The sequence below is a fragment of the Planococcus sp. VCh962 genome, assembly GCF_057748275.1.
This window is the reverse complement of sequence record NZ_JBYLHS010000003.1, coordinates 106,857-120,619: the sequence shown is the minus strand read 5'-3', so window position 1 is coordinate 120,619 and position 13,763 is coordinate 106,857. Positions and strand designations below refer to the sequence as shown.

9 protein-coding genes and 1 riboswitch are annotated in these 13,763 nt (G+C 45.2%); of the genes, 1 reads left to right on the top strand and 8 read right to left on the bottom strand.

The window, feature by feature from the left end; all coding sequences use genetic code 11:
* Positions 1–41: 41 nt before the first annotated feature.
* The 4 genes from AC3AQ9_RS11800 to AC3AQ9_RS11785 form a co-directional block, all read right to left on the bottom strand.
* Positions 42–1,043 (bottom strand): HAAS signaling domain-containing protein, encoded by a 1,002-nt coding sequence (locus tag AC3AQ9_RS11800; protein ID WP_488307686.1) that lies wholly within the window; start codon positions 1,041–1,043, stop codon positions 42–44.
* On the bottom strand, positions 1,030–1,380 hold the full coding sequence (locus tag AC3AQ9_RS11795; protein ID WP_488307685.1) for a PadR family transcriptional regulator: 351 nt from the start codon (positions 1,378–1,380) through the stop codon (positions 1,030–1,032). The genes AC3AQ9_RS11800 and AC3AQ9_RS11795 overlap by 14 nt, the downstream gene beginning before the upstream one ends.
* Before the next feature lie 253 nt (positions 1,381–1,633).
* Complete coding sequence (locus tag AC3AQ9_RS11790) at positions 1,634–3,067, bottom strand: carbon starvation CstA family protein (protein WP_488307684.1); 1,434 nt, start codon at positions 3,065–3,067, stop codon at positions 1,634–1,636.
* A gap of 671 nt (positions 3,068–3,738) precedes the next feature.
* A complete protein-coding gene (locus AC3AQ9_RS11785) occupies positions 3,739–4,623 on the bottom strand; it encodes a proline iminopeptidase-family hydrolase (protein WP_488307683.1) in 885 nt (294 codons plus the stop codon).
* 434 nt (positions 4,624–5,057) lie between these two features.
* Between AC3AQ9_RS11785 and AC3AQ9_RS11780 the strand changes: the two genes are divergently transcribed.
* Positions 5,058–7,685 (top strand): Ig-like domain-containing protein, encoded by a 2,628-nt coding sequence (locus tag AC3AQ9_RS11780; RefSeq protein WP_488307682.1) that lies wholly within the window; start codon positions 5,058–5,060, stop codon positions 7,683–7,685.
* A gap of 42 nt (positions 7,686–7,727) precedes the next feature.
* Here the strand turns inward: AC3AQ9_RS11780 and AC3AQ9_RS11775 are convergent, their stop codons facing one another.
* The 4 genes from AC3AQ9_RS11775 to AC3AQ9_RS11760 form a co-directional block, all read right to left on the bottom strand.
* Entirely contained in the window at positions 7,728–8,801 is a 1,074-nt protein-coding gene (locus AC3AQ9_RS11775; protein WP_488307861.1) for a branched-chain amino acid aminotransferase, read from the bottom strand.
* A gap of 197 nt (positions 8,802–8,998) precedes the next feature.
* The gene (locus AC3AQ9_RS11770) at positions 8,999–9,613 is read right to left on the bottom strand and encodes an NUDIX hydrolase (RefSeq protein WP_488307681.1); all 615 of its coding nucleotides are present in this window, start codon (positions 9,611–9,613) and stop codon (positions 8,999–9,001) included.
* Positions 9,614–9,624: 11 nt separating this feature from the next.
* Positions 9,625–12,783, bottom strand: coding sequence for a DEAD/DEAH box helicase (locus AC3AQ9_RS11765; RefSeq protein WP_488307680.1), 3,159 nt, complete (start codon positions 12,781–12,783; stop codon positions 9,625–9,627).
* 164 nt (positions 12,784–12,947) lie between these two features.
* The gene (locus AC3AQ9_RS11760; RefSeq protein WP_488307679.1) at positions 12,948–13,289 is read right to left on the bottom strand and encodes a zinc ribbon domain-containing protein YjdM; all 342 of its coding nucleotides are present in this window, start codon (positions 13,287–13,289) and stop codon (positions 12,948–12,950) included.
* Between the two features lie 330 nt (positions 13,290–13,619).
* Positions 13,620–13,762, top strand: a riboswitch (cyclic di-AMP (ydaO/yuaA leader).
* The last annotated feature ends 1 nt before the right edge of the window (position 13,763 follow it).

Here is a 13,763-nt window from a genome sequence, read left to right as displayed (position 1 = left end):
CGGTTGAGCAATGAACGCAACCGCTTCTTCAATAGTCCATCCTATTTCGCTGTATGGATCATGGCTTTCCGAAAGCCCTGGTACACATCAGTGGCTGCAAAAATAGCAACCATTAAGATAATCGATCCCACTATCCAGTTGAGTCCGGTAGTCCCGCCAAATACAGCGGCGATTTCATTAAGAAATGCATCATTGATCAGTTCCGAATTGGTCAGAATAAGAATAACAATGCCAGTAGATATCGCTTGGACACTAGCATTGAATATTGCCAGGCGTCTGGTCCAATGCCCTTCCCGCCACTTATAAGCCGCTAAGGCGATTTCCAGAACAATCATTAAAATCACAAGTGGCCAATAAGACAGCAGAATATCCTGGTTGAATGTTGGTGCCACAAATTCAAGGCCCTCGCCTCTATTATGATAAACACCAACCAGCCGGTTCGCATTGAAATAGCCAGCCGTCCAAATAACGGTCCAGATTAAACTGCCTGCGATCTCAAATTGGGAAATCGCCTTTTCCTTCGGAATATTAACCACTTCTTTTAAATCATCCGGTGTCCATTCTTTACTGTTCATGGTCAAAGGTGCCTGTGACGAAGAACGGTCGGCACGTTCAATCAATGCAATCATCAACGTCAGCCAGAAGAAAGTTTGAATGGCTGTGTTGATACTCGCGGCAATCGCCTCGCCAATTAAAGAAATAGCCGCTTCTACAATTGTCGCTTCTACACTATTCGAAAAAATGGCAATCACAAAGACCACAATTAGCGTCACCATAACAGCAATCGGCAGAACGAGCTTCAGAAGGCTGACGTACAGGTCAAAATAGCGCGGCCCAATCAGATGCATCGGACGGTCCCGATAAGCACTTGCCAGAACAGCCGGGTTCCCCATTTCAGATAACACAATCTTAATATCTTGTTCCGAGTAATTTTCCGGCAGCATGTCTTCTATCGCTGAACGCAATTCCAGCGCAATGTCCTGTCGGTTCTTTTCAGGCAGTCTCCTTGTCACTTCGCCGATATACAGGTCAATCAAGTTCATCTTGATCCTCTCCCTTTAACAAATTGTAGAGTTCCTGCGAGGTTTTCTCCCACTCATTTTTCAATTGCTCGAAAACCTTTTCTCCGTATTCACTTAGCACATAATACTTCCTCGGCCGGCTTTCTGTCGTATCCCAGCTACTTGTTACGAGTTCCTGCTTTTCTAAACGGCGCAATAACGGATACAGCGTGCTTTGTTCCATTGCAATGCCGTTGCGTTCCAATATTTGAACCAGTGAATAACCATACTGAGGCTTTCGAAGCTGGCTCAACACAGCGAGAGTCAATGTTCCTCTGCGAAGTTCTGTCGACAGACTGTTGAACAGGGAATCGTCCATTTGTACACCTCCGCCTCTATACTATGTGACATACACTATATATACTATGCATCATACACTATTATGTTTTCTATAACAATTGAATTCTGATAATTCTTTCAATAGATAATCAGTAATTTTTGTTTCTTTTTGATTTCACTTTAACGGCCATAAGGAAAACCAGACTGCATCGTAGATTGTTTCGTCCTAAAATCTGGTGGAACTATTAAGCCGAAAAAAAAAGAGACCTGGAATTAAATCCAAGCCTCTTCTTTCAAGCTGCATATTCGGAATCGCTTGCCTTAAAGCTTCTGTATTTGATGATTTGTGCCGCATACCAGAGCAGAACAGTTAAAGTAATGCAGGAACCGATGATCATGGAAATTTGGTAGTCCATGTTCAACCCTTCAGGTGCGTAAAAGATATAAGTGGATATAACACCTGTCATAAAGCTTGCAGGGACTCCCGCAATCCAATGAAATTTATAGCTTCTCAGCAAAAAGACGGTCGCTGTCCACAGCATAACGGTCGCTACGACCTGATTGGTCCATCCAACGTATCTCCACAGGAATGTATAATCAATTGTTGACAGGTAAAACGTTGGAATTGCCAATGGAATCGTCACCAAAAGGATTTTCCACTTGCCCTCCATGTCGGTGAATTTCGAAAGGATGTCTGTAACAATCATGCGGGATGAGCGCAATGCCGTATCACCTGTTGTAATCGGCAAGATGATGACTCCAAGTATTGCTAGAATACCTCCCATTGATCCCAATAAGGAGATCGAGATTTCATTAACCACACCTGAAGGTCCTCCAGCAGCTAAAGCCGCTTGAAGTCCACCAGTGCCGTTGAAAAACGTCATTCCCGCTGCTGCCCAAATCAAAGCGATAATTCCTTCAATGACCATAGCGCCGTAGAAAATCTTACGACCATCTGTTTCTTTTTTCATCGTACATGCGATGATAGGGCTTTGTGTGCAATGGAATCCAGAAATGGCTCCACATGAAATGGTCACCATCAAGAGCGGCCAGATCGGCAGCTCTCCAGGATGCAAATTGGCTAACGTCAGGTTCGGCATTGGTTTTCCAGAGAATACCAGTGCAATCGCCACCGAAATGGCCATGAACAGAAGAATGCCTCCCAAAAGCGGATAAATGCGGCCGATAATACGGTTGATCGGCAAAATCGTAGCAAGAATGAAATAAAAGAAGATAAGGGCTAAAGCTGCTATAAAACTAAGCGGTGAGATTTGGGAAATCAGCTGAGCCGGCCCCGCAGTAAATGCAGCTGCAACTAATAGCATTAGCACCAATGAAATCCCGTTGATGAAAAGCTTCATATGCTTGCCAAGATAACGCCCGACAATGGTCGGGAATTGTGCGCCTCCATGGCGCAATGACATCATTCCAGAGAAATAATCGTGTACTCCGCCAGCAAAGATGCAGCCCACCACAATCCAAATAAATGCCACTGGACCATATAAGGCTCCGGCCACTGCCCCATAGATTGGTCCGAGCCCCGCAATATTCAATAGTTGGATCAAGTTGCCTTTCCACCAGCTCATTGGAATAAAATCAAGGTTGTCCCTTTTCGTATAAGCGGGTGTCGGTGTATCGTCATCAACTCCGAATACTTTTTCAATAAATTTTGAATAAAGCGCATACCCTAGAACCAGTAATAAAAGTGCTCCGAAAAAAGTGATCATCTGCTTCGCCTCCTGTTGCCTTGCTTTATATTATTGCAATGATAACATGTATTTTCTTAATATAAATATAATATTTAGAAAAAAATATATTTTCCGACAATGGTAACGAGCCATACTCTTTTTTAATTTTTTTCGTATTATAATAAGGAGTATTTGCCTAGAATACAGGCTTTATTCCTTTAAATTTAAAGCATTGTAATTTATGGATTCACCTTATCTATTGTTTGGTGAAACCTTAAAATCATTATTCCAATACTTTTTTACAGATTTTAACCGTTAATCTATTCTTCTTGGAGATTGCTTATGGCATGTTTATCGGGAAGTAAAGATCCCATTTCTCAGCTTGATTTACTTTTTCAGTTGTAAGAATAAATTAAGAGTATATTTTCCTTTTATAAAATCTGATCAGAATGTTTAAAACATAGGAAAGGCTTTTTTAAAGTTGAAGTTTAAATAATGAAAAAGCGCTTTCCCTTTTTAAGGAAAACGCTTTGCTCTTTGCTTTCTATTTTTGAATTTCCCCTTCTACTACTATTTCCCGGGAAATGACCATTCTTATAAATATGTCACTTTACTGCTTCCCAACTCTTTAGAGCCTTTGATAAATCAGAAGCATCTCGCAACGCAGCTATTCGTTTCAGGATGCCGGTTCTTCGTCAAAACTCTTTCTTCTATGCGCCTGGCCGCAATTCCTGGCGGTTTACCCATTCCCGAATCGTTTCCACATAAGCTTCCGGTTCTTCAAGCGACGGCATATGGGAGCTCTTCTCAAAGACATGGAATTCCGAATCCGGAGCCAGATTTGCGTAGTATTCAGTTGTTTCAGGCGTCGCTTCGTCGTAGCGTCCGCAAGTGAAAAGAGCCGGGATTTCAATTTCATGCAGACGTTCGGTCGCATCAAAATCCTTCAACGTACCAGTAACAGTGAATTCCGAAGCTCCCCACATATAATGATAGATGCGGTTGTTCGTTCCTTCAAAGTCTTCCTTCATCTCTTTTGGCCAAGGATCGAGGCGGCACATATGGCGCTTGTAGAATGCCATCATCGCCTGCTGGTATTCTTCTGAATCTGTCGTTTCGTCCCGTTCACTTTGCTCGATGGCGTCCTGCAATTCCTCCGGCAATTCTTTCAAATAATTCCGCTGATCCGTAACCCATCGGTGGGCGCTCAACGCCGGTCCCGAAAAAATGACACTTCGTACGCCGGGAGGCTTTTTAAATAGATAAGAAGCCGCAAGCATGGATCCCCAGGAATGGCCGAGAAGATGAAATTCTTCCAGCTCAAGCGCCTCGACAACATGCTCCAGCTCTTCTACATAACGCTCCACTGTCCATAGATCCTTATCTACGGGGTGCCCTGATTTTCCGCAGCCCAACTGATCATACTGAATTACCGAGCGTTCCATCCCCAATTGCCGCAGCGGATCTTTGTCACTGCTTTTTCCGCCTGGCCCGCCGTGCAATAACAGCAACGGGATGCCAGGACCATTGCCAGTGATCCGGTACCAGACGTTCCCTCCTTTGACTGGAATAAATCCTTCCGTGACATTCTCCATCCACTTGTCCCCTTTCTCTATTTAAGTGTTTAAGTAGTAATTCCCCTCTTTTTTAGAAATCCCTTTAAAGCAAATGCTTTCTAATTTTTCATCTCCTATAATTTCTCTTGAATAAAATATTCAAAGAATCCCGCAGTCCCGACTCTTAATAAAAAGATAATACTTATGTCACTATAACAATAACAAATTTTAGTGAATTTTCTATTAAATTTAGCTATTTTTTCAAAATATATGGTGCTATAATCCATTCAATAGGTAATTTATATTAAATGAGCGAAGGATTAAGTCATTTACTTTACTAACTTAGTTCATAAGTCATTGTTTATCATAAATTACTCAATATTTAATTTCTTAAAACCAGTTCATGATTATCGATTCACCAACTGGCATTGTGATCTGGGAGAAAAAGCTTTTACTAAAAAGGGGGAAAAGAATTGGGAAAGAAAAAGAGTCAAAAAGCAGCAAAAGGATTAACTGTATTGTCAGCGGTCTTGTTATCGGGGGTTATTTCAACGAGCACGACTTTGGCAGCTGAATTGGTTTCGGCGGCGGAGTTTACAGCCATCAGCCAAGGGAATGTCCAAATCAAACAAGGCACATCGAAGAAGTTTAATATCACTTTATCGTACGGAGATGGAACTCCGAACACAAAAGGCAAATTGTTTGTTGATACCAAATATTATTTGGTAGGCGATAAAATTGTTTCAGACACGCCTAAAGCAATCAATTTTGAAGGGAAAACTTTTTCAGCTCTGAACGTTGAAATTACGGTCGATGCGAGCAAGGCTTCACCTAAAGCTTTTAGCGTGCCAGTCAAAGTAACTATAGTAAATGAAAGCGGCAAAGGTTCCGGTAATAACCTTAATAACGTTGATGTAGACAATCTACCGATTTTAGTTTTTGCCAGCGACACCACTGCCCCAACCGTTTCAATAGCTAATCCGATCAACGGCGGCTTTTACCAGTCGAGCCAATTGCCGGAACAGCCGGAATACAGCGTGAAAGATGAAAGCAGTTGGAACGCCAGCATTGCCGGTTGGAGCAGAGAAGAAGGAGCGCATTCCCTGCAAGTTACGGCAACTGATGCTTACGGAAATGTTGGAAATGCCTCTGTTAATTACACGGTTGATAATACGCTTCCGGTAATCACTTCCCAATTGGCAAACGGCGGCGTTTACAGCGCGGATGCTTTAAAAGCATTGCAAGCCGACTATTATTCAATCAGCGAACAAAACCTGGCTTCTTCCCAGGCAGACCCGCTGGATTTGACAGACGGTGAGCACACAGTTGTTATCTCCGCTCAAGATAAAGCCGGCAATAAAGTGGAGAAATCCATCACATATATCGTTGATAACGACGTGCCGACGATTTCATTTAACTTTGAAGACGGCGGTTTCTATACATCTTCCCATTTCAAGACATTCAGCCCGTACTTTGACGTACAGGATGACAACTTGGACAAATCGAAAACTGTCTCGGCAGATCCTGTTTTGACTGAAGGCCTTCAGTCTTTAACGGTTGAAGCGACTGACCTTGCTGGCCATACAAACAGCGCGAAAGCTTCTTATACCATTGACGATACCAAACCCGAAGTGGCGATTTACTTGGAAGAAGGTCGTTTCTATAACCAAAGCGCATTAAGCGCCGTAAAAGAATTTTATTCCGTAACTGACTCCAACCTCTACAGTACGAAAACGGACGGCTTTGCAACAGCAGACGGCAACCATCAGGCTTCTGTGACAGCCGTAGACTTGGCCGGCAATGAAACAACAAAAACTGTAAACTATACAGTCGATACGGTTGCTCCGGTTATTGCGATTGATGCCGAAAAACTGGCGAACGGCGGCTTTTATACGTCCGCTTACTTGAAACAGCTTGCTGAATTCTACACAGCCCAAGACGCCAACCTGGATGACGAAAAAATTGTAGCCGATTCATTGAAATTTGAAGAAGGCACTCACACTTTCTCTGTAACAGCTACAGATAAAGCGGGCAACGCTTCTGTTGAAACCGTCACTTACACAGTGGATGATTCAGCTCCTGAAGTTTCATTCAACTTGAAGAACGGCGGTTTCTACCAATCTGCAAATCTGCCGAAAGATTATTTTACTGCTTCAGATAACAACGGCGTCGTCAGCGTAGTTTCTGCAGATAAAATTGATGCTGCTGAAGGCACGCATACTTTGACATTAACCGTCATGGACGCAGCAGGCAACAGCGCAACTGATAGCGTTTCGTATACAGTGGACAACAAAAATCCGGAAATCGCGTTCCAGTTGAAAAACGGTGACCATTACACAAGCAAGTCACTGGCTGAAGCTTTGGCTGGCGGAACTTACTACACAGCAACAGATGCCCATTTAGGAAAAGTGCAAGCGGATGAATTGGTCACTTCTGAAGGCACCCATACGCTGAACGTTACGGCGCTGGACGCAGCCGGCAACCAAACAACCGGTTCGATCAGCTATACGGTGGACAACACGGCTCCAGTCATCAGCGGTTTGCAGGGCTTGTTTGACGGACAGCGCTTTATCAAAGACCAAGTGGTAGAAGTCACTCCACTTGCTGCTGACGAATACGATTCCAAGCTTCAAATCACGTCAACCAAATTGGATACATCTAAAACAGGCAAGCAGACGGTTTCTGTTTCAGTCAGCGACAAAGCCGGCAACACAAGCACGTATACCATGTCTTACCACGTCTACAACTTCAGTGGTGTTCTTGATCCGGTCAAAGCTGATGGCACGAGCGCATTCCAGAAAAACAGAACCGTTCCGGTTAAATTCCAGATTTCGGACGGCAGCCAGTTTGTGAAAGATGCATCTGCTACCATCCATCTGGTCAAAGGACCAAAAGACACTGTCGGCAATGAAACTCAAGCGACTTCCACTTCGAACGCAACAATCGGCAATTTGTTCCGCTATGACCTGTCCGACAACCAGTACATCTTTAACCTGGGAACAAAGGATCTGGATGTTGCCCAGTACAAAGCCGTTATCACCATCACGCTTGACGGCCAGAAAATCATTAAAGAATCGCCATTATTCAGCATTAAGAAATAAACAGAAAAACAGCCGGTCCCTTAAGGGGTCGGCTGTTTTTTTTTATTTCACTTCCACTGTCCAGCCAAGTGAATCTTCCACTTTTCCGGTCTGAATGCCAGTGATTGTGTCATATAGTTTTTGGGACAATTCCCCGATTTCATGGTTATTGATGACCATTTTCTTGCCTTGCCAGTTAAGCTCGCCTACTGGTGAAATGACGGCTGCCGTTCCGGTGCCGAATACTTCTTCGATCAAACCGTCCTGGAATGCCTGATAAAGTTCATCGATGGAGATTTTTTTCTCAGTGACAGAAATTCCCCAAGTACCCAGCAATTCAATAATCGACATGCGGGTAATCCCTTTCAGGATGCTGCCGTTTAGCGCAGGTGTCACCACTTCACCATTAATTTTGAAGAAAATGTTCATGCTGCCGACTTCTTCGATGTATTTCTTTTCTACACCATCAAGCCACAGCACATCCGCATTGCCAAGCTTTTTCGCATTGGCCTGCGCCTGGTAGCCTGAAGAATAGTTGCCGGCTGTCTTCGCCATTCCGGTACCGCCTTTTACGGCTCTTGTGAACTGATCCTCCACATGGATCGTCACCGGCTTTAATCCGCCTGTGAAATATGAACCGACAGGTGACAGGATGACCATGAATTTATAAGTCCGGGACGGTCCAACAGCGAGATTGGCTTCTGTTGAGATGATGAACGGGCGGATATACAGCGACGTTCCTGCCGTTGAAGGCACCCAGTCTTTTTCAAGTTCAATCAGCTTCGTCAGATATTCCAGCACTGCCTTTTCATCAATCGGCGGGATGCTTAAGCGTTCGCTCGATAGGTTCAGGCGTTCAAAATTCTTTTCCGGACGGAACAATAAGACGCGTCCTTCTTCTGTACGGTAAGCTTTCAGCCCTTCAAAAACCGTTTGGCCATAATGAAAAATCATCGCCGCCGGATCTAATGTAATGGGAGCGTAAGGAACGATTTTCGGTTCATGCCAGCCTTTGCCCGTTTCATATTCCATCGTGAACATATGGTCAGTGAATATGGTTCCAAAAGAGACCTGGTCTTGTGATGGCTTATCTTTCTTCGTTGTGCTTTGTACGATTTCCAATTCATTGATGGTCAACAAGATGAAGCACTCCTTCCAAAATGAACAATATTATCACGTAATGTGAATAATCATACACTTATATACAAGTTTTCGAAAGGCATCTTTTGAAATACTGAAAAAATTAAGAAAAAAGACCCGAACCCATTGTTTGAAATGATAAATAAAAAGTGTTGCTTCGAAACCTATTAACAGGCTTTCGCTGCAACACTTCCTTATTTGATGATATCAATAAAATGCGACAGGATTCTGGCGGTCAGTCCCCAGATTACTTTGTCTTCGTAGAGATAAAAATATTCCTCCAAATTCCGCGTTCTCCAGCTGTAATCCCGTCCCCCCACAATCAGGTCATAAGGAAAACTTTCCTCCGGCTGGACATCAAAGTTGATTTGGTAGACCCGCGGTGGATTTTCAAGGAAAAAAGACAGTGGCACACTGAACAGCTCTCCCACTTCTGCAGGGTTCGGCTTGAACTCCGCTGCCGGGTCAATAAAACCCGCAAACGCGTAAATGATCATACCAAACGGGGACACCATGTAATCAAGCGGGAACACGGCCGAAATTTCGTCTTCACTGATTCCAAGTTCTTCATCGGTTTCGCGCAAAGCAGCAGATTCCGGCGAAGGGTCCTGCGGATCAATCCTGCCCCCTGGAAAACATACTTCCCCCGGCTGTTTCCGGAGCGTTTCTGCTCTTTTCTCAAACAGGACATGGATTTCCCCATCTTTTTCAATCAATGGCAAGAGAATCGCAAATTTCGCAAAATCCCGGCTTCCAAGCACTTCCGGCTTATGGGTTTGTATCTTTTCGGTAATCTTTCTGGCATCCATCCAATCACCTCTTATTTAATCATCAGTATTTCCCTTATATCCTGTTCCGTCAAGGCAGTAAGCGACTCCTGCCCCGAATGGATGACTTCGTCAATAAGGTTTTTCTTTTTCTCCTGGAGTTCGCTGATTTTTTCTTCAATGGTGCCTTTCGCGAGCATCCGGATGACTTGCACTTCATTTTCCTGCCCCATGCGGTGTGCACGGTCCGCAGCCTGCTGTTCGACAGCTGGATTCCACCAGAGGTCATATAAAATGACTGTATCGGCTCCCGTCAGATTCAAGCCGGTTCCGCCCGCTTTCAGGGAAATTAAAAACAGGTTCCCTTCCCCTTCATTGAATCGCTCACACATCGCCACCCGCTCCGAAGGCGGGGTTTGCCCGTCCAAATAAAAATAAGGCAAGCCATGCTTTCCGAGATTACGCCCGATGATTCCGAGCATTTGGGTAAACTGCGAGAAAATCAGCACACGCCGGCCGGAAAGGCGGCATTCTTCCACGATTTCCATCAATTGATCAAATTTTGCCGATCCGCCGGCATATCCTTCGACGAATAACGCCGGATGGCAACAAATCTGCCTCAGGCGGGTCAATCCGGCGAGGATTTTTATCCGGTTCTTCCGGAAACTGCCTTTTGTCAAATGTTTCAACGCATCGTGTTTCAATTCCGCCAAATAAGCCGCGTACAGCTTTTTTTGTTCCGTCTGCAGTTCTGAGAATTGCACCGTTTCTATTTTCTCCGGCAATTCCCCTAACACTTCTTTTTTCGTGCGCCGCAGGATAAACGGCCGGATCCTTTTGGCCACATTTTGGCGTCTTAATTCGCTAAATGCCTGCCTGTTCGGCAGCAGTTCCGGAAATACCACCCGAAAAATGGACCAAAGCTCATCCAGTGAGTTCTCTATAGGTGTTCCCGTTAATGCGAATCGATAATCCGCTTGAATGGCTTTTACCGATTTTGCCGTTTGGGTCACCGGGTTTTTAAATGCTTGGGCTTCATCGAAAAAGACGGTATGGAACTGCTTGTCCCGGTAAAGCGTCCCGTCCATCCGCAAGGAAGGATAGGATGTGATGACGACGTCGCAAGCGTCCAGGTTTTTCAGCGCCGACACCCTTGACGTCCGGTTGCCATCGATAATCTTCGCCTGGATTTCAGGAGCGAATTTTTCCAGCTCGTTGAGCCAGTTGTATACAAGCGATGAAGGACAAACGACGAGGACTGGCTGTTTGCGCTTATGCACTTCCGGCAGCACCGACACGATATAAGCGATGCTCTGCAATGTTTTTCCGAGCCCCATATCATCTGCCAGAATACCGCCGAAGCGATAAGCCGCCAATAGCTTCATCCAGCTGAAGCCGGTTTTTTGGTAGTTACGGAGCACCGGCTCTAAAGACGTCGGCACAGCTTCGTCCAGCTTATCGGGGTCTCCCAGGTTTTTCATGAGCTTTGCGAATGCTTCACCGGGCTCTGCCAGACCGTGTTCTTCAAGGCCCTCCGCTAATTGCATGCCATGAATCAGCGGTACGCGGATTTCTTCTTCGTCCAGTTCCTCTGCGGAAAGCCCGAGTTCACCGATAAAGTCACCCATCGCCCAGAATTCCGGCGTTTCCAGTGACATCAACGTGCCGTTCGGAACCCGGTAATATTTCCTTTTCTCGGCAATCGCCTTCAGGAGCTGCTGAATTTCCTTTTCCGGAATTTCTTTCATGTCAAATCGGAATGACAGCCAATCTGTACGTTCCTTGACTTCCACTTTAATTTTCGGACCCATATACGCCTTTTGGACACGCAGTTTCACTGAAGTTGTCGCATAGATTTTCACCAGCTCCTCCAGTTCCGGAACAGCGTGATAAAGAAAATCGTATTCAGCTTCTTCATCCTGCAGGTAAAAGCCGCCCGGAGTCTGCGTGAACTGGCTATCCTGAATCTTTTTCAAAATGCGCTGTTCCTTATCGAGCTGGCGCCTTACACCCGGCAAATATTGATAGCCCTGCTCCATCTCTTCACATGGATTGATGGACTGCCGGCCGTAATGGAATTCCAGCCCCGCCAGCAGCCGATTGTTGACACGGTCCAGAAACAGCTTCGCTTTCAGCGGGGTTTCTTTCAGCCCTCTCGATGCCCTTTCCGCAATATCCACTTGACCGAGCCGCATTAAGCCGGAAATGGCCGTCTCCATGAAGTGGCTGATTTTCACTTCCGGAATCAGCAGTTCCTGTTTCCCGGTTTCACCGAACATTTTTTTCAGCTCCGCAAGCCGCTTGCCGTCTTCTGCTTCCATCTGGAACCATTGGCCTTCTGAAAAAGCATAACCATAGGACTCAAAAACGGTAATTCGTTCAAGGCCCTCCATTTCAAGCCGATAACCTGCATCTGCTGTATTATCCAGCTCAAAAGCCAGTGGAAGTCTGTCACCGTAATGGACACCGTCGTACAACCTGCCTTCCTGCTCAAATGCCACAGCAGGAGCAGCTTCCAATAAAGGCAGCAGGAGTTCCCATTCAGCCGCTGAAATCAGCAGCGCCCCTTTCGCCAAGTCAGCTTTGATCGGCTGCATTTTCGTTAATAAACTCAGCACAGCATCGGTTTCCCGGCTGAAGTTATGGCGCTCTGGATTATAGATGCGGCCCGGGGAGTATTCGAACGGCTGGCGCATGCCAACTTTCCGCAAAAATTCCAAAGGCTCCGGAATGCGTTTCAGGGAATTATCGCCGACATTCAGCCTGACCCCTATTACAAATCCCGCATCCCCAAGATCAATAGGTGAGCAAAGGAATTCCACATGAAGCGTCTGCCGTTTATCGAAATGCAGCTGTTTGCCGCTCGGCTGCACCGGCTGATTGCCGAATAGCCCAAGCAGCCTGTCCGCCATCGGATTTTCTGCACGCTGCCGTTCTTCAATGGCCAGCAAAACCGCTGCGATATGCTGACAGTAAGTCTTGATGAACCCTACTGGAGGGCAACTGCATGTAGCTTCTATTTGTTCATTTATGTTTGTTTGCACCGTTACTTGAAAACGGCTTCCGGCTTTTACAGTCCCTGTGATTGAAGAGCTGTTTTGCGTCCCCGGATCCAGTTCAACTTTCCCGCTCAGGAAATAGGACTTCCCTTTTTTATAAGCTGCGTCGCCGCATAAGTTTTTGATTTTTGTTTTATTCAGCACCACATTCATCAGCTGATCCTTCTTTCAATCCATATCAGATACTTATTATTATCGCTAAATCAGCCGAGTTAAACAATGTTTACCCTTTCTTGGGCAGATTCCTTCTACAGAAAAAAACCAGGCGCACGGCCCGGTTTTCCATGGTACTGATTTGCGCGTCATGTAAAACGGCATTAATTTTTTTTAACAAACTCTGATTTTAATTTCATCGGGCCAAAACCGTCAATTTTGCAGTCGATGTTGTGATCGCCCTCTACTAATCGGATCCCCTTCACTTTCGTGCCGATTTTCAGGATGGACGAACTGCCTTTTACTTTCAAGTCTTTGATGACTGTGACAGAATCGCCATCAGCCAGGATATTCCCATTAGCGTCTCTGACGGCTTTTTCGGTTTCAGCGGTTTCCGCTTCTGCACCTGGCGTCCATTCGTGCGCACATTCCGGGCAAACAAGCATATTCCCATCTTCGTATGTGTATTCAGAACCGCATACCGGGCAATTCGGCAAAGCTTCCATGTTTCGTTTCCTCCATTCCGTTCTCTTCAGATGCAACGAGAAGTTTCTTCTATCCTACCATGCCTGCATCTTTTACCGTAGCCCATAAAAATTGTATGAATAAATTCCATAAAGAGCTTCGATTATTATTTAGTTTTGTGCATTAATTTAAAAGAACTAAGAAATAGCTATTACTTTGAAGACTGATTTTATCCATAGCCAAAGACCGGCGCCTGCCCTAAAAGCAGGACCGTTTTTTTATCGTTTCTATGCCTTTCAAAAGCTTTTTCCTTCCGATTATTTAATGTTGACTTTTATAAAAAGCGGAGTAGAATAACGTTCATCAACAACTAAATACCTCGGCTAAATCCTGGAAACAGGAACGGAGGAACCAATCTTTTGGGGCTAATTCTGCGCTTTGGCAGAAGGGATGAGAGCAACTCTTTCGCCATCCTGCCCGTCAGCTAACTTCGTCGGCTAAAGCGAAGGAGGTCC

Bases quoted from the DNA above. Each gene is read 5' to 3' on its own strand.
- AC3AQ9_RS11760 (WP_488307679.1), bottom strand. From the start codon at position 13,289: ATGGAAGCTTTGCCGAATTGCCCGGTATGCGGTTCTGAATACACATAC.
- AC3AQ9_RS11765 (WP_488307680.1), bottom strand. From the start codon at position 12,783: ATGAATGTGGTGCTGAATAAAACAAAAATCAAAAACTTATGCGGCGAC.
- AC3AQ9_RS11785 (WP_488307683.1), bottom strand. From the start codon at position 4,623: ATGGAGAATGTCACGGAAGGATTTATTCCAGTCAAAGGAGGGAACGTC.
- AC3AQ9_RS11770 (WP_488307681.1), bottom strand. From the start codon at position 9,613: ATGGATGCCAGAAAGATTACCGAAAAGATACAAACCCATAAGCCGGAA.
- AC3AQ9_RS11800 (WP_488307686.1), bottom strand. From the start codon at position 1,043: ATGAACTTGATTGACCTGTATATCGGCGAAGTGACAAGGAGACTGCCT.
- AC3AQ9_RS11790 (WP_488307684.1), bottom strand. From the start codon at position 3,067: ATGATCACTTTTTTCGGAGCACTTTTATTACTGGTTCTAGGGTATGCG.
- AC3AQ9_RS11795 (WP_488307685.1), bottom strand. From the start codon at position 1,380: ATGGACGATTCCCTGTTCAACAGTCTGTCGACAGAACTTCGCAGAGGA.